Raw genomic sequence first — 23801 nt, 5'->3', positions numbered from 1 at the left:
ACTCCGTTACTTGCCGCGTTCCAGCACCAGCAGCGGGTCGATGCGGGTATCGAACCAGTTCATGCCCCAGTGCAGATGCGGGCCGGTCGCGCGACCGGTCGCCCCGACAGCGGCGATCACCTGACCCTGCTCGACGCGGTCGCCGACGTTCACGTCGATGCGCGACAGGTGCAGGAAATTCGAACTGATCCCGAAGCCGTGATCCAGCAGCAGCGTGCCGCCGGTCAGATACAGGTCCGGGCCCGCGAAGGTGACCACCCCTGCCGCCGGTGCCTTCACCGGGGTGCCGGTGGGCACCGCGATGTCCATGCCGGAGTGGCCCGAACCGGGTTGGCCGTTATAGACGCGCGCATTGCCGAAGCGTCCGCTGATGCGGCCCTGCACCGGCCAGATGAAGGCCTGTGCGAAGTCGGCGCGATTGTCATCGCGGGCACGCGCGGCGGTGACCTGCGCCTGCTCACGCTTGATCCGCTCGGCAATCGCCGGCGGCGGATTGACCGTCTTCGGCGGCACGCCGTTGACGCGCTCGGTCGGCCAGTCGCGCGGGGTGACCGCGACACTGACCGTTTCACTGCCGCCGTCCGGGCGCGTCACCTGCACCTGCAGCGGACCTTTCTCATCGCGGCCGATACCGAACACCACGCTGCCGTACCCGCTCACGCGCAGGGTGCGGCCGCCGTACTTCACGACGCTGCCGGCCGGCACCTTGCCGATCACCATCGCGCCCTGCGAGGCGCTGGCCGGAAACACCACGCGCGCATCGGCCTGGGCCACGGCGGGCGAGGGCAGTAGACTGCCCATCGCCACGACGCCTGCGGCCGCCAGGGCCGCGCTCAACACCCGTGCCCGCATCAGCGGTCGAAGCTCATGCGCTGGCCGTTCGGCGAACCCACCAGCTTCTCGCCATCCCACGCCAGCTGCCCGTTGACCCAGGTCGAGGCGATGCGCGAACGGAAGGTGGTGCCCTCAAACGGCGACCAGCCGCACTTGGACAGCACGTCTTCGCGCTTGACGGTGAAGGGCACATCTTCGACCAGCACCAGATCGGCGAAGTAGCCTTCGCGCAGGTAGCCACGCTGACTGACGTCGAACAGCTGCGCCGGCGCGTGCGCGAACTTCTGCACGACCTGGGTGATCTCCAGCTTGCCTTCGTGCACCAGTTCCAGCGCGGCGACCAGCGCGTACTGCACCAGCGGCAGGCCGGACGGCGCCTGTGCATAGGGCTTCTGTTTTTCTTCCCAGGTGTGCGGCGCATGATCGGTGGCGAGTACGTCGATCACGTCATCGGCCACGGCGCGGGTCAGCGCTTCGCGGTCGCTGGCTTCCTTGATCGCCGGGTTGCACTTGATCAGGTTGCCCAACCGCGCGTAATCGCTGCGGTCGAAACGCAGGAAGTGGATGCAGGTCTCGGCGGTGATCTGCTTGCGGCTGCCATCGGCGCGGATCAGCGGGCCGCGCTCGAACAGGGCCAGCTCATCGGCGGTGGAGATGTGCAGCACATGCAGGCGGGTGCCGTGCTTCTTCGCCAGCGAGACGGCCAGCTCGGACGACTTCAGGCAGGCCTCGCGCGAGCGGATGTCCGGGTGCTGTTCGGCACTCAGGGAATCGCCGTACTTTTCGGCGTACTCCTTGGCCTTGGCATCGATCATCGGCGTGTCTTCGCAGTGCGTGATGATCGGCGTGGGCGCGTCGCGGAAGATCGCGTCGAGCGTTTCCGGGTTGTCGACCAGCATGTTGCCGGTGGAGGCACCCATGAACACCTTGATGCCCGGCGCGGTCTTGGGATCCAGCGACTGGATGTGGGCCAGGTTGTCGTTGCTGGCGCCCATGTAGAAGCCGTAGTTGGCGCGTGCGCGGCCGGCGGCGGCATCGTATTTGGACTGCAGGATCTCGGCGTTGAGCGTGGGCGGGTTGGTGTTGGGCATGTCCATGAAGCTGGTCAGGCCCCCGGCGACGGCCGCGGCCGATTCGGTCGCGATGTCGCCCTTGTGGGTCAAGCCGGGCTCACGGAAATGGACCTGGTCGTCGATCATGCCCGGCAGCAGCCAGCGGCCGGCGGCGTCGACCACGGTTTCGCCGGGGCGGGTCTCCAGGCCGGGACCGATCTGCGCGATGCGGCCATCTTCGATGCGCAGGTCACCCTGGGTGATGATGCCTTCGTTGACCAGGCGGGCGTTGACGATGAGCGTGGAGGACATTCAGTGTTTTCCTGTGCAGCGGCAGGTGGCGTCGTGCGCGGCGCGCGGTGGCACCTCGTCGATGCCACCGGGATGGAAGGGATGGCAGCGGCCCAGCCGGCGCGCGGCCAGCCAGCTGCCGCGCGCGGGGCCATGGGTGGCGATGGCTTGCATGGCGTATTCAGAACAGCTGGGCATGAAGCGGCAACGCGGCCCCAGCAGCGGGCTGATGAAGCGCTTGTAGAAGCGCAGCAGGGCGATGAGCAGGCGTGAGATCACCCCCCAATCTTATTCCAGTTGGCATGAAGGGCGCATTTGTCGCAGGATGGGGCGTTGGACCCGTCCGCACCCACGCGCGCGACGGGCCGCCCCGGCGGTGTCGCCGGGTCAGGTACCGAACTGCGCACGTTGGCCCGCCTGCCAGGCGGGCCGGTCGCACGCCTTGCGACTCCGGGGCTGAACGGAGTAGGCGGTGTGGTTGCTGCTGCTGGTCGGGTAGGCTATAAAGGCCCGCTTTCCCGGGCCCCGGGGAATCCAAGGAAGAGCGTTTCGTGGCTGCTAAAAAAACTGCAAAGAAGGCCGTCAAGGCCGCCAAGAAAACCGCCAAGCCTGTTGTAAAGAAGTTGGCGGCCAAGTCCGTTGCCAAGAAGCCGGCCGCCAAGCCGGCTGGCAAGCCTGCATCCAAACAACCGGCGGCCAGGACGGCACCCGTTAAAAAGGCGGCCAGCACGTCGCCGGCCAAGACCGTCAAGAAGGCTGTCGCCAAGAAGCCTGCTGCCAAGACGGTGGTGGCCAAAAAGACCGTCGCCAAGAAGGTCGTTGCCAAGAAGTCGACGGTCGCCAAGCCGGTTGCCACGCCCGCCAAGCGCGCGGCAGGCAAGCCGGTGAGCAAGGCGCCCGTCAGGAAAGCCGCTGCCAGCAAGACGGCAGCCAAGAAGACCGTGACGCCTGCTGTCGCCAAACCGGCGGCCAAGCCGGCACCGGCGAAGAAGACCGCAGTCAAGCAGGCACCGGCCACGCCGGCCAAGGCCAGCAAGACCGCCAGCAAGCCCGTGGCACCCAAGCCGGCCACCAAGCCGGTTGCAGCACCTGTAGTCAAGTCCGCACCGAAGCCGGCATCGCCGGCCCCGGCCAAGTCTGTCCCGGCCAAGAGCGCGGCCAAACCTGTTACCTCTCCGGCCTCCGCGCCGGCGCCGGTCGCAGCGGCCCCCGCCTCCAAGGCCCCGCAAAACAAGAATCCCGTGCCCGTTTCGAAATCGCCTGCAAAAACCCCCGCCAAGTCCGAGTCCGCCCCCAAGCCCGTGTCGCGTCCGGTCGGCAAGGTCGCCGTTGCCGTGGCAGCGCGCTCGTCCGCCCCGGCACCGCGCACCAAGGTCAAGGTGGTGGAATACAAGACTGACGAAGCCACCGGTCGTCCGATCCTGCCCGACGGTTACAAGCCGAGCGCGGAAGAGGAATACATGAGCCCGCTGCAGCTGGAGTATTTCCGCCAGCGCCTGCAGCACTGGCGCAATGATCTGGTGGAGGAATCCAAGCAGACCATCGCGAATCTGCAGGAAGAAGTGCGTGATATCGGCGATGAGGCCGAGCGCGCCACCCGCGAGACCGAGAACTCGCTGGAACTGCGTACCCGCGATCGTTATCGCAAGCTGATCGGCAAGATCAACAGCACGCTGAAGCGTCTGGAAGATGGCGATTACGGTTTCTGTGTGGATACGGGCGAAGAGATTGGCCTGGATCGTCTGGAAGCCCGCCTGACCGCTGAGCGCACGATCGATGCGCAGGAGCGTTGGGAGCATCTGCAGAAGCAGCAGGGCGACTGATCGCGCTGTTGGTTGTGCTGTTCTACGAAAAACCCGGCTTCGGCCGGGTTTTTTTTGGCCGTTCGCTTTTGGTTTGTGTTGGTTCGGGGTTGGACACGAAGGGCGTTGGCGCCTTGCCACTTGGCGTTTGAGTGGGTCGGGCAGCCCGGTCCGGGACCCGCCGTAAACCCATCCATGGGGGCTCGTAGTGCGGCTTGCTCGTGCGTGCAATCCTGCACGCACGGCAAGGCCGGGGTTGGGCGTCCTGCCCAACCCGTCCGGCGCATGCGCCGGACCCATGCCGCACACGGTCCCGGACCGGGCTACCCGACCCACTCCCGACAGGTTCATGGGTGGGCGGCAGGAAGAGCCTGGACTCCCGCTTCCGACACGCTGTGAGTCAGTTGCCAGGGTTGCCTGGGCCATCAGGAACTACCGAACGCTGGTCTGGATGCCTGTCCAGCGGTGCGCGCGATATCCACGCATGGCTTGAATCTACAGGCGAGGCGGGCGCACCGAGAATTACGCAATCTGCAATCCGCAATCCGCTGGCACCCGGAAGGAAAGCCGAAGCCGCAAGCCGCAAGCCGTAAGCCGTAAGCCGTAAGCCGTAAGCCGCAAGCCCTAAGCCGCAAGCCCTAAGCCAGCAGCTAACAGCCAAAAGCCAAGCGCTGACAGCCAACAGCTGCCAGCTGACAGCCATCAACCGGCGCCGTACGCCGTGAGTGATAAGCGGTAAGAGGCCGGGCATTTGCTGTTTGCCTGCCGCCGTTCGCTCTTCGCCGTTGATTCCGCGCAAGCAACCCACTGTCCATGGGGGGACGGGTAGCGCAGTGAAGGACCGTGTGCGGCATGGATGCCGCACTACGAGCCCCCATGGATGGGTTCACGGCGGGTCCTGCACTGCGCTGCCCGGCCGCCCAACCCCAGGCATAAGCAGGCGCCGACTCACAGCCCCGGCAACCCAACCGCGCAGCGCCAGCCAATCGGCCAACGGGCAAACGGCCAAACGGCCAACCAACCGATCAGCTGATCAGCCGATCAGCCAGGCAGGAAATCCATCAATGCAGATCGCGCAGATTCAACCTCCGCAGCGTCGGATTCTTCCAGGCCGTAATGCCCGCCACGCTCAACACCGCGAAGCCACCCAGCACCACCGCCGGGACCAGCCCCAACAGCTTGGCCATCGTGCCCGCATAGAACGCACCCAACTCATTCGACGAACTGATGAAAATGCCATTGATCGACGACACCCGGCCACGCATCTCCTCCGGCGTCGCCAACTGCAGAATCGTCGAGCGCACCACCACCGACACACCGTCGAACGCACCGTAGAACAACAGGATCGCCGCCGACAGCCAGAAATTCGACGACAGTCCGAAACCGATCACGCACAGACCAAAGCCGGCCACCGCGAACAACAGCACACGCCCCGCATTGCGCTGCAGCGGCCGACGCGCCAACCACAGCCCCACGCACACCGAGCCCAGCGCCGGTGCCGCGCGCAGCACGCCCAGCCCCTCCGGCCCATGGTGCAGGATCTCGTGCAGGAAGGCCGGCAGCATCGCCACCACCCCGCCGAGCAACACCGAGAACATGTCCAGCGCCATCGCCCCGACCATGATCCTGTTGCCCAGCACGAAACGGCCACCCTCGGCGATGCTCTTGAAGATCGGCGCCGCCGGACCGGTGTGCACCGGCTCGGAGACGCGCAGCGCCGCCAGGCAACCCAGCGCGATGAGCGACACGCCGACCGCCACGCCATAGGCAACGCCCTTGCCGCCCCACGCCACCAGCGCGCCGCCCAGTGCCGGTCCGACCACCATGCCGGTCTGGAAGACCACCGCGCCCAGTCCCGCGCCACGCGCGTACTGCGTGCGCTCCAGCACGCGGGCGAACAGTGCGTTGTAGATCGGCGAGAGGAACGCGCGGACCATGCCGGTCAGTGCGATCGCCGCATAGATCGGCCACACCCCGTGGAACGGCAGCCAGCCCTGCGCGACGGCGGTCAAAACCAATGCGGTCATCACCAGCCCGCTGCAGGCGACCATGCCCAGCCGGCGGCGGGGCAGGTGGTCGACCAGATAGCCGGCGAACGGCGCCACACAGAAGAACGGGAGCACCTCGGCCAGGCCGACCAGGCCCAGCGAGAACGGATTGCGGGTGACTTCGTAGATATGCCAGCCGACCGTCACCGCAACGATCTGGTAGGAGAGCATCGCGAAGATGCGGTACGCCAGCACCAGCGAAAAGCCCGGGCGGGCCAGCAGCTGCAGGGCGCTGTCCGGCTCCTGCGGATCGGCGGAGAGCGTCACGACTGCGCTTGAGCGGTGTCGCGGATGAAGGCCAGCATCGCCGCCACGCCGTTGCTGCGGGTCGGCGACAGGTGGCGCGACAGCCCGATGTCCTGGATGTAGCTCGGCTCGGTGGCCAGGATCTCGGCCGCCGAACGGCCCGAGTACACGCGCAGGGCCAGGTAGATCAGCCCGGAGACGATCGCCGAATCACTGATGGCGTGGAAGCGCAGCGCCTCGGCATTGCCGTCCGGCACGATCCAGACCATCGACTGGCAGCCGAGCAGGCGGTGCTCCTCGGTCTTCCACTCCTCCGGGAAGGTGGGCAGTTTGCGGCCGAGGTCGATCAGGTACTGGTAGCGCTCGGACCAGTCACCGAAGAAGGCGAATTCCTCGGCGATGGCGGCCTGGGCTTCAGCAGCGGTGGGTTCGAGCGGGAACGGGGAGGTGGGGGTCATGGGGGCTCCGGGCCGGTGTTCGCCGTCCGTGGGTGACCGTGCAATTGCGGGGGAGGCAGCCTGGCCGTCCGTGGCCGGGGCGATGTCATGGCAATGCCCAGTGGATCGGGCGGTGTCGGGTAGCGCCCGACGGTCAGCCGGGCGGTCTTTCAGCGCTTGCGCGACCAGCGCACGCCTTGAGCGGTGTCTTCCAGCACGATGCCCTCGGCGGCCAACTGGTCGCGGATCGCATCGGCGCGGGCGAAGTCGCGGGCCTGCTTGGCAGCGGCGCGTTCGTCGATCAGGGCCTGGATGCGCGTGCCTTCGGCGTCGTCAGCCGCTTCGCTACCAAACCACGCCGCCGGTGTCTGCTGTAGCAGGCCCAGGGCCAGTCCGGCGCCGAGCAACTCGCCCTTGAGGAGGGACAGCTGGGCCAGCGTATCGCCCTCGCGCGGCAGGTCCGGCCCGCCCGGAGGGGCGCTGGCGTGGCGGAGCTTCCTCACCAGATCCGGAAGGATCGCCAGCGCACGCGGCGTGTTGAGGTCGTCATCAAGCACCTCTTCGATGCTGGCCGGAATGGTCGCGGTGGCCGGGACCGATTCGAACTCGCGCAGGGCGCCGTACAGCCCATCCAGGGTGCGTACCGACTGCTCGATCAGCGCATCGGACCAGTCCAGCGGCTGCCGGTAGTGGGCCGACAGCAGCGCATAGCGCAGCGCCTCGGGGGCATGCTGGCGGACCAGATCGTGCACGCGCTCGATGTTGCCGATCGACTTGCTCATCTTGGCGCCGCCGAAGTTGAGCATGCCGTTGTGCAGCCAGAACCGGGCGAAGGTCTGCCCGCCATGTGCGCACTCGCTCTGGGCGATCTCGTTCTCGTGGTGCGGGAACTGCAGGTCCACACCACCGGCATGGATATCGATGGTCGGCCCCAGGTGCGCGGCAGCCATCGCCGAGCACTCGATGTGCCAGCCCGGACGGCCACGGCCCCAGGGCGATGCCCAGCCCGGCAGATCGTCGCTGGACGGCTTCCACAGCACGAAATCGCCCGGGTCGCGCTTGTACGGGGCGACATCCACGCGCGCACCGGCCAGCATCTCGTCCGGGTCACGGCGCGAGAGCTTGCCGTAGTCGGCGTAGGAGCTCACCGAGAACAGCACGTGGCCTTCGGCCGCATAGGCGTGCCCGTTGGCGATCAGCTGCTCGATCATGGTGACGATGTGCGGGATGTGCGCGGTGGCTTCCGGCTCGATATCCGGCGGCACCACGCCCAGCGCGGCCATGTCCTCGCGGTAGGCGGCGGCGAAGCGGTCGGTGATGGTGCTGATCGGAACCTGCTGCTCGCGTGCGGCCGTGTTGATCTTGTCATCCACGTCGGTGATGTTGCGGGCATAGCGCAGGCCGCCGAAGCGGCGCCGCAGCAGATCGGCCAGGACCCCGAACACCACCGGCCCACGGGCATTGCCGATGTGGACGTAGTTGTAGACCGTGGGGCCACACACATACAGGGTCGGACAGGTCGGATCGAGCGGAGTGAACGGTTCGAGCTGGCGTGTCAGGTTGTTGTGCAGGCGCAGGGTCATGAGGGTCTGGGGCGGGGATAAGCGGTCGATTTTAGAACGTGTCGGGGGCTTTGGGGGGATGTGGCCGAAGCGGGGCTGTCGGCGGGTATCTGACTGAAACGACACCGGTACACCTGTGGCGCTCGGGGCAACAGGCCCGCCGTTGCGGGCTTCCGGCCGGCGGGCCGGTCCGGACTATGGGCAGAAACGTCACGGACGGGTAATGTTCAGCCCCTTGTGCCTGCCACTGCCTACACTATCCCCCTTGTCCTTTTCCCTGTTGCCAATGAAATCCGCTTCGTTGTTGACGCTGGTCTGCGTGCTCGGAAGTGCCGCCTTCGGGGCGTGCGCCCAGGACAGTGAGGTGCGCAACCGGGTCGTGATCGTGGAGAACGTGAAGTTCGACTACGCCCAGGTGCTCAACGTGGAGCCCATCTTCCAGACCCTGCGGGCGACGCGCACCGAGGAACACTGCGAGCCGGTCTCCACCCGTACCCTGGCACCGGTCAACGTCACCGGCGAGGAGCCGCAGGAAGACAAGGGCCGCTTCGGCCGCTTCATGGATTCGGTGCGCTCGATCTTCCGCCGGGAGGATGGCAGTACCGACGAGAGCGCCTATCAGGAGACCGTCGTGGTCGAGAAGCCGCCGGCCAACACCGGGCCGCTGCTGACCCGCGATTGCAAGATCATCCCGGTCGGCCGCGAGTTCCGCCGCCCGATCGCCTACGACGTGGACTACGTCTACAAGGGCACCAAGTACCGCTCCCGCCTGCCGGAAGACCCGGGCAACCGGCTCAAGATCCGGGTCTCGATCACCCCTTGGGTGGGCAACGAGCAGGCCGGTGGCGCCAACCCGTGACACCTTCCGTCGCCTCACGGGCGACGCCTTCAACCTGAATTTCCATTCAGGCCTTGCACCCACCCCGGGTGCATGCAAAGATGGGCGGCCATGAAACTCACCGACTTCCAGCACGACACCAGCGCCGCCCGTATGGCTACGGGCATGACGTCGCGTGCCCGCCGACCGGAACCCCACATTTTCGCTGGGTAACCGGAGCTTCGTGCTGTCTGTTCGGAAAACCCAGCCCCCGTGCTGGGTTTTTTCGTTTCTACGATCTGAAAAGTTTCATCTGTATACGTTTTGTTGAGCCCTGAACGCGCCCCGGCGCCCCCAACCTCCGCCGGAAACGGTGGAAAACCAGCCGCAAAGGATCGATCGATGTCCCTGAAGCACTTCCTGAACACCCAGGACTGGAGCCGCACCGACCTGGATGCCCTGTTGACCCAGGCCGCGTTGTTCAAGCGCAACAAACTGGGCGACGAGCTCAAGGGCAAGTCGATTGCCCTGGTGTTCTTCAACCCCTCCATGCGTACCCGCACCAGCTTCGAGCTGGGCGCGTTCCAGCTGGGTGGCCACGCGATCGTGCTGCAGCCGGGCAAAGACGCCTGGCCGATCGAGTTCAACCTGGGCTCGGTGATGGACGGGGACACCGAGGAGCACATCGCCGAAGTGGCCAAGGTGCTGGGCCGCTATGTGGACCTGATCGGCGTGCGTGCCTTCCCGAAGTTCATCGACTGGACCAAGGACCGCGAAGACGTAGTGCTCAAGAGCTTCGCCAAATACTCGCCGGTGCCGGTGATCAACATGGAAACCATCACCCACCCGTGCCAGGAACTGGCCCACGTGATGGCGCTGCAGGAACACTTCGGTACCCAGCACCTGCGCGGCAAGAAGTACGTGCTGACCTGGACCTACCATCCCAAGCCGCTGAACACCGCCGTGGCCAACTCGGCCCTGACCATCGCCACCCGCATGGGCATGGACGTGACCCTGCTGTGCCCGACCCCGGATTACATCCTGGATGAGCGCTACATGGGCTGGGCCGAGCAGAACGTCGCCGAGAGCGGCGGTTCGCTGCAGGTCAGCCATGACATCGCCAGCGCCTACGCCGGTGCGGACGTGGTGTACGCCAAGAGCTGGGGCGCGCTGCCGTTCTTCGGCAACTGGGAGCCTGAGAAGCCGATCCGCGACCAGTACAAGCACTTCATCGTCGACGAAGCCAAGATGGCGCTCACCAACAACGGTGTCTTCAGCCACTGCCTGCCGCTGCGCCGCAACGTGAAGGCGACCGACGGCGTGATGGATTCGGCGCAGTGCATCGCGATCGACGAAGCCGAAAACCGCCTGCATGTGCAGAAGGCGATCATGTCGGCGCTGATCGGCCGGTAATCGAACGAATCCAACGGTGCAGCCACGCATGGCGTGGCTCTACCGGCTCCAGAACCCAATCAATACCGCATTTCCAATTGGACCCTGACCCCATGAGCAAGAAAGACATCGTCCTGGCCTTCTCCGGCGGACTCGACACCAGCTTCTGCGTGCCTTACCTGCAGGAGCGCGGCTACAACGTGCACACCGTGTTCGCCGATACCGGCGGCGTGGATGACGAAGAGCGCGATTTCATCGAGCAGCGTGCCGCTGAGCTGGGCGTCACCACCCACGTCACCGTCGATGGTGGCCCGGCGATCTGGAGTGGCTTCGTCAAGCCGTTCGTGTGGGCCGGCGAAGGCTACCAGGGTCAGTACCCGCTGCTGGTCTCCGATCGCTACCTGATCGTGGATGCCGCGCTCAAGCGCGCCGCCGAACTGGGCACCAACATCATTGCCCACGGCTGCACCGGCATGGGCAACGACCAGGTCCGTTTCGATCTGGCCGTGAAGGCATTGGGCGACTACCAGATCGTCGCGCCGATCCGCGAAATCCAGAAGGAACACACCCAGACCCGCGCCTACGAGCAGAAGTACCTGGAAGAGCGTGGCTTCGGCGTGCGTGCCAAGCAGCAGGCCTACACCATCAACGAGAACCTGCTCGGCCTGACCATGTCCGGCGGCGAGATCGACCGTTGGGAAGCGCCGGGCGAGGGTGCCCGCGGCTGGTGCGCGCCGCGCAGCGAATGGCCGGAACAGGCACTGACGGTCACCCTGAAGTTCGTCGAAGGCGAAGCCGTCGAGCTGGACGGCAAAGCGCTGCCCGGTGAGCAGATCCTGGCCAAGCTCAACAAGCTGTTCGCCCCGTACGGCGTCGGCCGTGGCGTCTACACCGGTGACACCGTGATCGGCCTGAAGGGCCGCATCGTGTTCGAAGCGCCGGGCCTGGTCTCGCTGCTGGCCGCGCACCGCGCGCTGGAAGATGCGGTGCTGACCAAGCAGCAGAACCGCTTCAAGCCGGACGTGGCGCGCAAGTGGGTGGAGCTGGTGTACGAAGGCTTCTACCACGACCCGCTCAAGACCGACATCGAGGCCTTCCTGAAGTCCTCGCAGACCAAGGTCAACGGCGAAGTGGTGCTGGAAACCCGCGGTGGCCGTGTGGATGCCGTGGCCGTGAAGTCGCCGCACCTGCTCAACGCCAAGGGCGCCACCTATGCGCAGTCGGCGGACTGGGGCGTGGAAGAAGCCGAAGGCTTCATCAAGCTGTTCGGCATGAGCTCGACGCTTTACGCGCAAGTCAATCGCTGAGCGATTGAATTGCGCGCGCGTCTCCCGCGCATTCTTCCTCAACCCCGCGCCGTTGGCGCGCCCCCTTGAACACCAAGGGGGCTCTCCACCAGACGCATTCCGGTAGCGCCTGGCCATGCCCGGCGGAATTCCACAGGATTGTTGATTCATGCTTGAACAGACACTCGATCACCTGCAGCAGCTTGTGTCCTTCGACACGCGCAATCCGCCGCGTGCGATCACCACCGGCGGCATCTTCGATTACCTGCGTGCGAACCTGCCCGGGTTCAATGTGGAAGTGATCGACCATGGCGACGGTGCAGTCAGCCTGTATGCGGTGCGTGGCGCCCCGAAGTACCTGTTCAACGTGCACCTGGATACCGTGCCGGATTCGCCGCATTGGACGGCCGACCCGCACGTGATGCGGCGCGCCGAGGACCGCGTGATCGGACTGGGCGTGTGTGACATCAAGGGCGCCGCGGCTGCGTTGGTGGCGGCTGCGAACGCCAGCGATGGCGACGCCGCGTTTCTGTTCTCCAGCGACGAGGAGGCCAACGACCCGCGCTGCATCGCCGCCTTCCTCGCCCGCGGCATTGCGTATGAAGCGGTGCTGGTGGCCGAGCCGACGATGAGCGAAGCGGTACTCGCGCACCGTGGCATCAGCTCGGTGCTGATGCAGTTCAAGGGCCGCGCCGGGCATGCCTCGGGCAAGCAGGATGCGGCCGCCAGCGCACTGCATCAGGCGATGCGCTGGGGCAACCGCGCGTTGGACCATGTCGAGTCGTTGTCGCATGCGCGCTTTGGTGGGCTGACCGGCCTGCGCTTCAACATCGGGCGCGTGGAAGGCGGCATCAAGGCCAACATGATCGCGCCCGCCGCCGAGGTGCGCTTCGGCTTCCGCCCGCTGCCGTCGATGGATATCGATGCGCTGCTGGCCACCTTTGCCGGTTTCGCCGAACCGGAGGCCGCGGTGTTCACCGAGACCTTCCGAGGGCCCAGCTTCCCGGCCGGCGATATTGCCGAAGCAGAAAACCGCCGTCTGGCTGCGCGTGACGTGGCCGATGCGCTGGACATCCCGATCGGCAACGCAGTGGATTTCTGGACCGAGGCCTCGCTGTTCTCGGCCGGGGGTTACACCACGCTGGTGTACGGCCCGGGCGACATCGCCCAGGCCCACACTGCCGATGAGTTCGTGACGCTGGAGCAGCTGCAGCGTTACGCCGCGTCCGTGCACCGCATCATCGCGCACGGCGCCTGATCGAATGACGCCGTCGTGGTCCCCCACTGACGGAACACCCATCGCGGCCCCGGCCGCCTGCGACGATATCGAAATGCCTTCTTCCCAGCCCCACCGCCAGACCCGTCAGACCATCGTGCGCCTGCTCTCGAGCATGGCCAGCGCGAAGGAGATCAGCCAGTACCTCAAGCGTTTCTCGCAGCTGGACGCCAAACGCTTTGCCGTGGTCAAAGTCGGCGGCGCGGTGCTGCGCGATGACCTGGAGGCGCTGACCTCCTCGCTGTCGTTCCTGCAGGAAGTCGGCCTGACCCCGATCGTGCTGCATGGCGCCGGCCCGCAGCTGGACGCCGAACTGTCGGCGGCCGGCATCGAGAAGCAGACCGTCAACGGCCTGCGCGTGACCTCGGCCGAAGGCCTGGCGATCGTGCGCCGGGTGTTCCAGGCCTCCAATCTGCAGCTGGTCGAAGCGCTGCAGCAGAACGGTGCGCGCGCAACCTCGATCACCGGCGGCGTGTTCGAAGCCGAGTACCTGGATCAGGACACCTACGGCCTGGTCGGTGAGGTCAAGAAGGTCAACCTGGCTCCGATCGAAGCCAGCCTGCGTGCCGGCTCGATCCCGGTGATCACCAGCCTGGGCGAAACCCGCTGCGGGCAGATCCTCAACGTCAACGCCGACTTCGCCGCCAATGAGCTGGTGCAGGAGCTGCAGCCCTACAAGATCATCTTCCTGACCGGTACCGGCGGCCTGCTCGATGAAGAGGGCAAGGTGATCGACTCGATCAACCTCTCCACCGAGTACGATCAGCTGATGCAGCAGCCGTGGATCCATGGCGGCATGCGGGTCAAGATCGAACAGATCAAGGACCTGCTGGATCGGCTGCCACTGGAGTCCTCGGTGTCGATCACGCGGCCGGCGGACCTGGCCAAGGAACTGTTCACCCACAAGGGCTCCGGCACGCTGGTGCGCAAGGGCGAGAAAGTGCTGCGTGCCACCGCGTGGGATGCGCTCGATCTGCCGCGCCTGAAGCAGCTGATCGAATCCAGCTTCGGCCGTACCCTGGTGCCGGATTATTTCCAGAAGACCAAGCTGCTGCGCGCCTACGTGAGCGAGAACTATCGCACCGCAGTGATCCTCACCGACGAGCCCGAAGGCGTCTACCTGGACAAGTTCGCAGTGCTCGACGATGCGCAGGGCGAAGGCCTGGGCCGCGCGGTCTGGAATGTCATGCTGGACGAAACCCCGCAGCTGTTCTGGCGCTCGCGCAACGGCAACCCGATCAATCACTTCTACTACGCGCAATCCGATGGCTGCTACAAGCAAGGCCACTGGAAAGCGTTCTGGTTCGGCGCCGATGGCTTCGACCGCATCAAAGCGTACGTCGAGCATTGCGCCGCTCGCACCCCCAGCCTGGAGGGCTGAACCTCATGAATCTCGCCGATTGGACCAAGGTCCCCACACTGGCCGGCACACATGCCCGGCTGGAGCCGCTGCAGATGGCGCACATCGATGGCCTGCGCGGTGCACTGGGGGATGGCACCTTGTCCAAGCTCTGGTACACCCAGGTGCCCAGTGCGAAGACCATGACGGCCTATGTCCAGGCCGCGCTGCAGGCGCAGGCCGAGGGCAAGGTGTTGCCGTTCGCGGTCCTCAACGAGGCCGATGAAGTGGTCGGCACCACCCGCTACTACGATCTGGACGCCGAGGTGCCGCGCCTGAGCATCGGCTACACCTGGTATGGCGAGGCCGCCCAGCGCACCGGCATCAACACCGAGACCAAGCTGATGCTGCTCACCCACGCCTTCGAGCGGCTGGAATGCCTGAGCGTGGTGTTCGAGACCAGCTGGTTCAACCTCACCTCGCGCACCGCGATCGCGCGGTTGGGGGCGAAGCAGGACGGCGTGCTGCGCAACCACAAGCGCCACCCGGATGGCACCCCGCGAGACACCGTCATCTTCTCCATCATCGATGCGGAATGGCAGGGGGTGAAACGCCACCTGCAGCACCGCCTGGACGCACACGCATGAGCACCAAGACCTTCACCGTCGGCATCGTCGGCGCCCGCGGCCACACCGGTGCCGAGCTGATCAAGCTGATCGCCGCCCACCCGCACCTGCAGCTGGGCTTCGTGTCCTCGCGCGAACTGGCCGGCCAGCGCGTGAGCGATCACCACAGCGACTGGCACGGTGAACTGCAGTTCGAGAACCTGGATGCGGACGCTGTCGCCGCCAAGGGCATGGACGCCGTGATCCTGGCGTTGCCCAATGGCCTGTCCGCGCCGTTCGTGGCCGCGCTGGATGCGGCCAGGCCGGAGACGGTGATCGTGGATCTGTCGGCCGATCAGCGCTTTGAGCCGAGCTGGTACTACGGCCTGCCGGAGCTGACCCGGGGCGATTACCTGGGCCAGAAGCACATCAGCAACCCGGGCTGCTACGCCACCGCGATGCAGCTGGCGATCAGCCCGCTGCTGCAGCAGCTGGCCGGCCCGCCGCAGTGCTTTGGTGTCTCTGGTTACTCCGGCGCGGGCACCACGCCCTCGGACAAGAACAATCCCGAACTGCTGCGCGACAACCTGATGCCGTATGCGCTGACCAACCATGTGCACGAGCGTGAAGTGACCGCGCACCTGCGCGTGCCGGTCGAGTTCATGCCGCATGTGGCGCCGCACTTCCGCGGCATCACCATGACCGTGAACCTGTGGCTCAACACGGTGGTCACGCGCGAGGACGTGATCGCGCTCTATCAGAAGTACTACGCCAACGAAGCGTTGGTCGACGTGATCGACGAAGCGCCATGGGTGAGCCAGATTGCGGGCCGGCACGGCGTGCAGATCGGCGGCTTCGACGTGGCCCCGGGCGGCAAGCGCGTGGTGGTGGTGGCGACTCTGGACAACCTGCTCAAGGGCGCGGCCACCCAGGCGATGCAGAACCTCAACCTGGCGCTGGGCCTGGACGAACTGGCCTCCATCCCGCACTGAATTCCCACGGCGCAGCGCGGCCCCCTGCGCGCGCCCTGACAACCCGGCGGAGCGAATCCGCCTACGGAGCAAGACATGGCAGACCTTCTGTGGCAGAAGCCCGGCGTGGCGGTAGACGCCAAGATCCAGACCTTCCTGGCCGGCGATGATGTGATCCTGGACCGCGCGTTCTTCCTGTACGACGTGGCGGCCAGCAAGGCGCATGCGCAGGGCCTGGAGAACATCGGCATCCTCGGCAACGACGAGCGCATCGGCCTGCAGCGCGAGCTGGATGTGCTGGCCGAGGATTTCCGCAGCGGCACATTCGTGCTGGATGAGCGCTTCGAGGATTGCCACTCGGCGATCGAAGCGCGCCTGACCGAGCGCCTCGGCGATGCCGGCCGCAAAATCCACACCGGCCGCAGCCGCAACGACCAGATCCTGGTGGCGACCCGGCTGTGGCTGAAGGACAAGCTGCTGCGCGTGGCCGAGCTGAGCCGCGAGATCGCCAAGGTCGCGCTGGATCGCGCCGAGGCCGAAAAAGACCTGCCGGTGCCGGGCTACACCCACATCCAGCGCGCCGTGGTGTCCTCGGCGGGCATGTGGTGGGCCGGCTGGGCCGAAGCCTTCATCGACAACGCGATCCGCGCGCACGACACCTTCAACCTGGTCGATGCCAATCCGCTCGGCACGGCCGCCGGTTATGGCGTGAACCTGCCGCTGGACCGCGCGCACACCACCGAGGCACTCGGTTTCGCACGGATGCAGATCTCGCCGATCTACGCGCAGCTCTCGCGCGGCAAGTTCGAGCTGGCCGCCCTGGAAGCGCTTGGCGGCGCCACGCTGGATCTGCGCCGCATCGCGTGGGACCTGTCGCTGTTCACCAGCGGCGAGTTCGGCTTCGTCGCGCTGCCGGCGCAGTACACCACCGGCAGTTCGATCATGCCGAACAAGCGCAACCCGGACGTGATCGAACTGATGCGTGCGACCCACGCCAGCGTGGCCGCGGCCCGCACCGAGATCGAGCAGCTGCTGTCGCTGCCGTCGGGCTATCACCGCGATCTGCAGAGCAGCAAGGGCGCGATCTTCCATGGCTTCGGCCGCGGTCTGGCCGCGCTGGAACTGCTGCCGGCGCTGCTGGCCAACCTGGAATGGCGCGACGACAAGCTGCGTGCGGCGATCGACTCGGGCATGTACGCCACCGATGTCGCCGTGGAAGCGGCGGTGGCCGGTGTGCCGTTCCGCGAGGCCTACAAGGCCGCCGCCGCGGCGGCGGATACGGCCGGGCAGGGGCGTACCCCCGAAGGCAGCCTGGCCGCGCGCGTGTCGCCCGGCGCGGCGGCCGACCTGCGGCTGGATGAACTGCGCGCCCGCTGGGCCGCACTGGTGTAATCACGACGGCGGCCGCAAGGTCGCCGTTTTTGTAACGTCTTGCCGGGTGCGCCCGGGAAAAGGACTCACATGAAAACCTGTTATCTGGTGATGGTCACCCGCACCCCGGACTTCCGCGATGACGTGGGTGCCGAGCACGTGCGCTTTCTCGATGCGGTGCGGGCCCGCGGGCAGCTGCTGCTGACCGGGGGTTTCACCGACAAGAGCGGTGGCGCCTACGTGCTGCAGGATATTGCCGACCTGGCCGCCGCGCAGGCGCTGGTCGACACTGATCCGCTGCTGGTGCACGGCAGTGCCACCGCCCGCATCCACGAATGGAGCACGCGCTGAGCGCGCCGATCACATGAACCAGTCCGTGCCTTCGCCGTTCACCGAACAAGCCGTTCCGCAGTGGAAACGTGCCGTCCTCAAAGTGGGCAGCAGCCTGCTGGCCGCTGACGGCGGCGGTCTCTCGCCACGCCACGCGTTGGGTCTGGCCCAGTTCGTCTCGGCCAATGTCCTGGCCGGGCGTGAAGTGGTGATCGTGTCCTCCGGCGCGGTGGCGGCGGGCCGGGCGATCGTGCCGCGCGCGCTGGAAGCCGGGGCAGCGATGGCCGCGCGGCAGGCACTGGCCGCCCTCGGCCAGGCGCAGCTGATCGGGTTGTGGCAGCGCTTCTTCGAACGTCCGGTGGCGCAGGTGCTGCTGACCCATGACGACCTGCGCAACCGCCGCCGCTATCTCAATGCCCGCGCCACGCTCAACGAACTGCTGCGGCTGGGCGCGCTGCCGGTGGTCAACGAGAACGACACCGTCTCGGTGGATGAGCTCAAGCTCGGCGACAACGACAATCTGGCCGCGACCGTCGCTGCGCTGATCGACGCCGATGTACTGTTCATCGCCACCGATATCGACGGCCTGTACAGCGCCGATCCGCGGCGTGATCCGCAGGCACGGCCGATCCACGATGTGCCCGAGTTGACCGTCGAGGTGCTGGCGATGGCCGGGGGGGCCGGCAGCGGCGCCGGCACCGGCGGCATGCATACCAAGCTGGAGGCCGCGGCCAAGGCCGGGCGTGTCGGCATCGAGACCTGCCTGTTCAACGGGCGCAGCGCCGAGGTGGTGCGCGCGCTCAGCCAGGGCCGCCTCTTCGGCACCCGCATCCACGCCGCGCAGACCCGCGTGGCCGCGCGCAAGTACTGGCTGCGGCACGCACCGCTGGAACCGGGCGCGATCCTGGTCGATAGCGGCGCGGCCGATGCGCTGCGTGGCAAGGGCGCCTCGCTGCTGCCCGGCGGCGTGGTCGGCGCGGAGGGGGACTTCCGCCGTGGCGACATGATCGAGATCCGGCAACGCACCGAGGCCGGCGAGGTCTGCCTGGCCCGTGGCGTCAGCCAGTACTCGGCCAGCGACATCCGCCGCGTCGCCGGGCGCCACTCGCGCGACATCGAAAGCGTGCTCGGCTACAACTACGGTGGCAACGTCATCCACCGTGACGATCTGGTGCTGTTGTGATCGCGTCTCCACCGTGTTTTTCCAAGGATATTGAGATGGTCGCCAGCTCCACTACCGACATCCGCACCCAGGCGCTGGCCTGCCGCGAGGCTGCCCAGCAACTCGCGCAGCTGTCCTCCGCCGCCAAGGCCGAGCTGCTCGAAGCGATGGCCGCCGCGCTCGACGCGGATACCGATGCGATTCTCGCCGCCAACGCCCGCGATCTTACGGCGGCCACGGAGAAGGGCGTCGGCACGGCGATGCTGGATCGCCTGGCCTTGAACCCGCAGCGCCTGGCCGGCATCGCCGCCGCGCTGCGTGAGGTCGCCGCGTTGCCCGATCCGGTCGGCCAGGTGACCCGCGATGATGTGCGCCCCAATGGCATCCGCGTGCAGAAGGTGCGCGTGCCGCTGGGCGTCATCGCGATGATCTACGAGGCGCGCCCGAACGTGACCGCCGATGCCGCCGCGCTGTGCATCAAGGCCGGCAACGGGGTGATCCTGCGCGGCGGCTCGGAGGCGATCCACTCCAATACCGCGATTGCCGCCTCGCTCAAGCGCGCGCTGCGCGAGGCCGGCATTGCCGATGCGGCGTTGACGCTGGTCGAGGATCTGCGCCGCGAGACCATGCTGGCGCTGCTGCAGCTCAACGACCTGATCGATCTGGCGATTCCGCGCGGCGGGGAGGGGCTGATCCGCTTCGTGGCCGAGCATGCCCGCGTACCGGTGATCAAGCATTACAAGGGCGTCTGCCATCTGTACGTAGACCGCGCCGCTGATCCAGCACTGGCGCTGCGCCTGCTGGTGGACGGCAAGTGCAGCCGGCCGTCGGCCTGCAACTCGCTGGAGACACTGCTGGTCCATGCCGACCTCGCGCCGACCTTCCTGCCCCTGGCGGCGAAAGCGCTGGCCGAGCGTGGCGTGCAGCTACGCGCCGATGCGGTGGCACGCCACTGGCTGCCCGACGCCGAGGCGGCCAGCGACGATGATTACGCCGCCGAGTATCTGGATCTGATCATCGCCGTGCGCGTGGTGGATGACCTGGAGGACGCCCTCGCGCATATCCAGCAGTACAGCTCGGACCACACCGAAGTGATAGCGACCGAGGATGCCGCGGCGGCCGAGCGCTTCGTGCACGCGTTGCGTTCGGCGGTGGTGATGGTGAACGCCTCCTCGCGTTTCTCCGATGGTGGCGAGCTCGGCCTGGGTGCGGAGATCGGCATCTCCACCACCCGCCTGCATGCCTACGGCCCGATGGGACTGGAAGCGCTCACCGTGGAGCGCTTCGTCGTCCGCGGCGAAGGCCAGACGCGCACGTAGTGGGTCATGCCGGCCAGCGGCCGGCACCACCCTCAGCCGGCCAGCGCCTGCGCGGTCACCCGCACCGGCCGCGCGTGGTCATCCATGTGCAGGGTCACGGCCTTGCCGTCAGCCAGCGAGGCCGCCACGCCGGCACTCGCGCCAAGGTCATGCGCCATTTCTTCGCGGGTCACATCGTCATGTGGCAGCCGACGTTCCTTGCCCGAAAACCGCATGCGGTTGTACTCGGCCCAGGCGATCAGCAGCGCCGCGCAGCAGACCAGCATCACCGGCAGTGCGATCACCACGAACGGATCGACCGTCTGCTTCTGCTCATACAGTTGCGTCCAGGCCATCTGCCCGCCCAGCAGCCAGGAGACCAGCGTCACCAGCGGCGCCCACAGGTAGAAGTAGAATGCCCAGAAGGCGATGGTCACAAAGCCCCAGGCGGTACGCTGCAGCCGCGGCTGCTTGCGTGGTTTCTGGATCAGCCGCGAGTCGAAGCGGCGGGTGGATTTGACAGTGTTCATCGGATACCCCGGTCAGGACTGACCCAGACCGCGCGCTTGCCACGACGTTTGAAGATCGTCTTGGGGAACGCCACCAGGGTCGTGAACAGACTGATGAGCCAGTACGCCATCGGGTACCAGATCACCCAGAAGTAATTACGTCCAATATGCGTTTCGTAACGGCGGTCGATGATCAGGCTGCTGGCGAACTGCAGCAGACAGACCAGGGCCAGGATCACGCCATGCCATTGCGGCAGCAGTGTGGCGATGTACAGCTCCGGTGGCAGCGCCATGAACTTGCCCAGCGCCCATAGCACGATGATGGCCAGCATCGTGTACGCCCAGAGCACGCTGAGGATGTACTCCAGCAGCACGCCCCACATCCGCCGCTTGCGCCAGTGGAACAGCGAGCCGCCATGCCGCAGCAGCACTTCCACGCCGCCTTGCGCCCAGCGCAGGCGCTGTCGCCACAGCCCCTTCAGCGTTTCCGGCATCAGGATGAAACACAGCGCGTTGGGTTCGTAGCGGATGTCCCAATGATCCAGCTGCAGGCGCCAGCTGATGTCGATGTCTTCGGTCACCATGTCATCGGCCCAGTAGCCGATCCGGTGCAGCGCGGTGCGACGGAATGCGGCGATCACGCCGGAGATGGTGAAGATGCGCCCGTACACCCGTTGCGCGCGTTTGATCATGCCGATGATCGAGGAGAACTCGGCCACCTGCAGCCGGCCCAGCAGGGTGGAGCGGTTGCGGATGCGCGGGTTGCCGGTCACCGCACCCACGCGCGGGCCGGAGGTCAGGTGCCAGACCATCCAGTGCGTGGCGTATTCCTCCAGCATCGCATCGCCATCGATGCACACCAGGAACTCCGAGCGTGCGGCGAGCGCGCCCATGCGCAGCGCATTGGCTTTGCCCAGGTTGCGGTCCAGGTGTACCACCCGCAGCCGCGGGTGCAGGGCGGCCAGGGCATCCAGGCGTGCGCCGGTGTCGTCGCTGCTGCCATCGTTGATGGCGATCACTTCGAAATCCGGGTAGTTCTGCTTGAGCGCCGAGCCGAGCGTGTCGTCCAGGTTCTCCGCCTCGTTATGGCAGGGAATCAGGATCGACGCGAACGGGTACTCGTCCATCGGCGGTGGATCATCGCGGTCGCGCGCCTTGCGTTCGCGCCGGAAGAAGTAATACAGGCCGCCGGACATCCAGAAGAAGGCCATCACCATCGGGTAGAAGAAGGCGAACTGGAACAGGATATAGAGAAGAGGATGCATGGCGACCTCACTTTTCCTCGTACGGGAAGCTGCGGGCCGACATGGCCGCGCGCGCGTCATACGTGGAGGGACGTCCGGCGATGAAGTCATCCGGATACCAGGCGAAATGACGCACGCCCTGCGCCTGTAGACGGCGGATCTGCGCGCGCAGGCGGTCGCCGGGGATCGGCTTGCCGGTGCGCCAGTCCAGCGTCTGCAGCTCGAACATCGTCTGCGACAACTGCGGATCGTGTTGCTTCACCGCCACCACCAGCCGGTCCAGCCAGCGTTCCGGGCTGCGGCTGCCTTCCATCCACGGCATCGCCATCAAAGCGGTGTGGTCGTAGGCCTTGTTGAACAGGTCCAGGCGCTGGGCGAACCAACTCGCGCTCTGCGGTTCCAGCACGGGCTGGGCATACAGGTTGCGCACGGTGCCCAGCTTCGGCCGCCAGCGCTGCGCGGCGGTGCGCAGCTCCAGGGTGAAGTCGATCAGGGCCTGGGTACGTGCACCGTCATCGCCTTCCTGCGGCAACTGGGTCAGCTCGGTGTCGCGCAGGTAGGCGTCATCGTGGAAGAGCAGGCCCTCGAAGTACGAGTTGATCGCCAGGTCTTCGTAGATGTCATCGATGATCTTGCGAACCTCAGGCCGGGTGAAATCCAGCCGGAAGATGCCGTCGCTTTCCGGGCTCTCGATGGCCAGCGCCTTGCGGATGGCCGGGTCCTTGAGCTCGTAGCCCAGCACCGGCAGCCACGCGAACACCTTCACTCCGGCGCGCGTCTTGAGCTGCCACGCCACGCGGTTGAACAGGTCCGCACGCATCGGCAGATGGCGGTTGGGGAAGTACAACGCATCGGCCGAGCCGTTGCCATCCGGATCGGCGAAGGCCTGCAGGAAGACGTGGGTCGGGCCGATCTTCTTGACCCGGTCGATCAGCGCATCCAGGTTCTTGCCCTGTTGCACCGGGTCGGCATCGTAGACCGCATCCAGGTCGATCTGCAGCGCCCGCATGCCATCGCGCTCGACATCGCGGCGCAGCTCGTAGGCCAGCTGCACCACGGTCGGGTTGTTGGTCACCAGCAACCGGGCCAGACCGTGCAGATCACGCTTGACCGGCGTGCTGCGGCCTTCCAGATCGAACGAGACCGGCATGCCCAGCTGCTCGGCGATGTCGTTGCTCAGCGCGTTGTAGGCCGCGTACGGCCACACGATCGCCTTGGGGCTGACGCCGACATTGCGCTGGATGCGTTCCACGCTGCGGCCCAGGTCGGCGCGCAGGCGGGCTTCGTACTCGGCCGCGGTTTCATAGGTCCTGCGCGCCGGATCGTAGGTCCGGGTGATCACCGCCGGGGTGGAGTTGCCCTGCGGATTGGACTGCACGCCATGGTGCAGGTTGTCGGTGTGGCTGGCCAGTTCGATCAGCCCGCTCTTCTGCATCTCGCGCAGCTGCGCCCAGGTCAGGAAATCATCGCGGGTGAAGGGGCGGTAGCCGTAGTCGATCTGACGCCCGGCCGGCATGTCCACGTAGTCGGTGATCACCGCGACCAGCGCCGGATAGTTGTAGGCGCGCAGCAGCGGGAAGACCTTGCTGTACACGCTGCGCAGGCCGTCATCGAAGGTCAGCAGTACCGGCTTGGGGGGCAGCGGCGTGCCGCCCTTCGAGGCGGTGATCAGCTGCGACAGCGACACCGGGTGATACCCATGCGCGGACAGCCAGTCCAGGTGTGCGGCGAAGTTCTGCGTGCTCACGGCATACGCGTCCGGGTCGCCGCGGGCGGCGACCTCGTCGCGGATGTCGTGGTAGCTGAGCACCAGCAGCCCGTTGTCGGCGGCATCAAGTACGGCCGTTGGTTGCTGTGCCTGTACCGGCAGCACCGCGGTGAGCAGGGCCAGCAACAGCCAGCGGGTCCAGCGCTTCAAGTCCATGTGCC

21 protein-coding genes are annotated in these 23801 nt (G+C 66.5%); 12 read left to right on the top strand and 9 right to left on the bottom strand.

Annotation, left to right across the window (positions count from 1 at the left end; translation table 11 throughout):
• Nucleotides 1-6 precede the first annotated feature (6 nt).
• The 3 genes from K4043_RS04960 to yidD are packed head-to-tail and all read right to left on the bottom strand — an operon-like array spanning nt 7 to nt 2456.
• Nucleotides 7-852: a M23 family metallopeptidase gene (locus K4043_RS04960; RefSeq protein ID WP_184997249.1), complete on the bottom strand. Its 846-nt coding sequence runs from the start codon at nt 850-852 to the stop codon at nt 7-9.
• Entirely contained in the window at nt 852-2198 is a 1347-nt protein-coding gene (locus K4043_RS04955) for a dihydroorotase (RefSeq protein ID WP_265308387.1), read from the bottom strand. Before K4043_RS04955 ends, K4043_RS04960 begins: the two co-directional genes overlap by 1 nt.
• Complete coding sequence (gene yidD, locus K4043_RS04950; protein WP_121038212.1) at nt 2199-2456, bottom strand: membrane protein insertion efficiency factor YidD; 258 nt, start codon at nt 2454-2456, stop codon at nt 2199-2201.
• Nucleotides 2457-2728: 272 nt separating this feature from the next.
• Between yidD and dksA the strand changes: the two genes are divergently transcribed.
• Entirely contained in the window at nt 2729-4000 is a 1272-nt protein-coding gene (gene dksA, locus K4043_RS04945) for an RNA polymerase-binding protein DksA (RefSeq protein ID WP_123730714.1), read from the top strand.
• A 1040-nt stretch (nt 4001-5040) separates the two neighbouring features.
• Here dksA and K4043_RS04940 read toward each other — a convergent pair.
• The 3 genes from K4043_RS04940 to cysS form a co-directional block, all read right to left on the bottom strand.
• Nucleotides 5041-6294, bottom strand: a complete 1254-nt coding sequence (locus tag K4043_RS04940) for an MFS transporter (protein ID WP_123730715.1) — start codon at nt 6292-6294, stop codon at nt 5041-5043.
• Nucleotides 6291-6731 carry a SufE family protein gene (locus K4043_RS04935; protein WP_265308386.1) on the bottom strand — a complete coding sequence of 147 codons (441 nt, stop codon included), beginning with the start codon at nt 6729-6731 and terminating at the stop codon, nt 6291-6293. The genes K4043_RS04940 and K4043_RS04935 overlap by 4 nt, the downstream gene beginning before the upstream one ends.
• Before the next feature lie 149 nt (nt 6732-6880).
• Complete coding sequence (gene cysS / locus K4043_RS04930) at nt 6881-8293, bottom strand: cysteine--tRNA ligase (RefSeq protein WP_265308385.1); 1413 nt, start codon at nt 8291-8293, stop codon at nt 6881-6883.
• 265 nt (nt 8294-8558) lie between these two features.
• Between cysS and K4043_RS04925 the strand changes: the two genes are divergently transcribed.
• From K4043_RS04925 to K4043_RS04875, 11 genes are all read left to right on the top strand, one after another.
• Nucleotides 8559-9131, top strand: coding sequence for a hypothetical protein (locus K4043_RS04925; RefSeq protein ID WP_123730718.1), 573 nt, complete (start codon nt 8559-8561; stop codon nt 9129-9131).
• 360 nt (nt 9132-9491) lie between these two features.
• Nucleotides 9492-10502: an N-acetylornithine carbamoyltransferase gene (locus K4043_RS04920; protein ID WP_265308384.1), complete on the top strand. Its 1011-nt coding sequence runs from the start codon at nt 9492-9494 to the stop codon at nt 10500-10502.
• Between the two features lie 92 nt (nt 10503-10594).
• On the top strand, nt 10595-11788 hold the full coding sequence (locus tag K4043_RS04915) for an argininosuccinate synthase (protein ID WP_265308382.1): 1194 nt from the start codon (nt 10595-10597) through the stop codon (nt 11786-11788).
• Between the two features lie 148 nt (nt 11789-11936).
• Complete coding sequence (locus K4043_RS04910; protein WP_259261504.1) at nt 11937-13025, top strand: acetylornithine deacetylase; 1089 nt, start codon at nt 11937-11939, stop codon at nt 13023-13025.
• Nucleotides 13026-13098: 73 nt separating this feature from the next.
• Nucleotides 13099-14424: an acetylglutamate kinase gene (locus K4043_RS04905; protein ID WP_265308381.1), complete on the top strand. Its 1326-nt coding sequence runs from the start codon at nt 13099-13101 to the stop codon at nt 14422-14424.
• A 5-nt stretch (nt 14425-14429) separates the two neighbouring features.
• Nucleotides 14430-15029, top strand: coding sequence for a GNAT family protein (locus tag K4043_RS04900; protein ID WP_259261505.1), 600 nt, complete (start codon nt 14430-14432; stop codon nt 15027-15029).
• Complete coding sequence (gene argC, locus K4043_RS04895) at nt 15026-15979, top strand: N-acetyl-gamma-glutamyl-phosphate reductase (RefSeq protein ID WP_265308379.1); 954 nt, start codon at nt 15026-15028, stop codon at nt 15977-15979. Before K4043_RS04900 ends, argC begins: the two co-directional genes overlap by 4 nt.
• A 75-nt stretch (nt 15980-16054) precedes the next feature.
• Entirely contained in the window at nt 16055-17350 is a 1296-nt protein-coding gene (argH, locus tag K4043_RS04890) for an argininosuccinate lyase (protein WP_265308377.1), read from the top strand.
• Between the two features lie 69 nt (nt 17351-17419).
• The gene (locus K4043_RS04885; RefSeq protein ID WP_121038179.1) at nt 17420-17680 is read left to right on the top strand and encodes a YciI family protein; all 261 of its coding nucleotides are present in this window, start codon (nt 17420-17422) and stop codon (nt 17678-17680) included.
• Nucleotides 17681-17693: 13 nt separating this feature from the next.
• On the top strand, nt 17694-18842 hold the full coding sequence (proB, locus tag K4043_RS04880) for a glutamate 5-kinase (protein ID WP_259261509.1): 1149 nt from the start codon (nt 17694-17696) through the stop codon (nt 18840-18842).
• 35 nt (nt 18843-18877) lie between these two features.
• Complete coding sequence (locus tag K4043_RS04875; protein ID WP_265308375.1) at nt 18878-20140, top strand: glutamate-5-semialdehyde dehydrogenase; 1263 nt, start codon at nt 18878-18880, stop codon at nt 20138-20140.
• A gap of 32 nt (nt 20141-20172) precedes the next feature.
• Here the strand turns inward: K4043_RS04875 and pgaD are convergent, their stop codons facing one another.
• From pgaD to pgaB, 3 genes are read right to left on the bottom strand one after another with little or no spacing between them, the layout of a single operon-like run.
• A complete protein-coding gene (gene pgaD, locus K4043_RS04870; protein WP_123730728.1) occupies nt 20173-20649 on the bottom strand; it encodes a poly-beta-1,6-N-acetyl-D-glucosamine biosynthesis protein PgaD in 477 nt (158 codons plus the stop codon).
• On the bottom strand, nt 20646-21893 hold the full coding sequence (pgaC, locus tag K4043_RS04865) for a poly-beta-1,6-N-acetyl-D-glucosamine synthase (protein ID WP_259261511.1): 1248 nt from the start codon (nt 21891-21893) through the stop codon (nt 20646-20648). The genes pgaD and pgaC overlap by 4 nt, the downstream gene beginning before the upstream one ends.
• A gap of 7 nt (nt 21894-21900) precedes the next feature.
• Entirely contained in the window at nt 21901-23796 is a 1896-nt protein-coding gene (pgaB, locus tag K4043_RS04860; protein WP_259261649.1) for a poly-beta-1,6-N-acetyl-D-glucosamine N-deacetylase PgaB, read from the bottom strand.
• Between the last annotated feature and the right edge of the window lie 5 nt (nt 23797-23801).

The organism is Stenotrophomonas sp. SRS1 (genome assembly GCF_026130205.1).
Classification (GTDB): Bacteria; Pseudomonadota; Gammaproteobacteria; order Xanthomonadales; family Xanthomonadaceae; genus Stenotrophomonas; species Stenotrophomonas rhizophila_B.
This window is presented reverse-complemented; position numbering and strand designations above follow the sequence as displayed.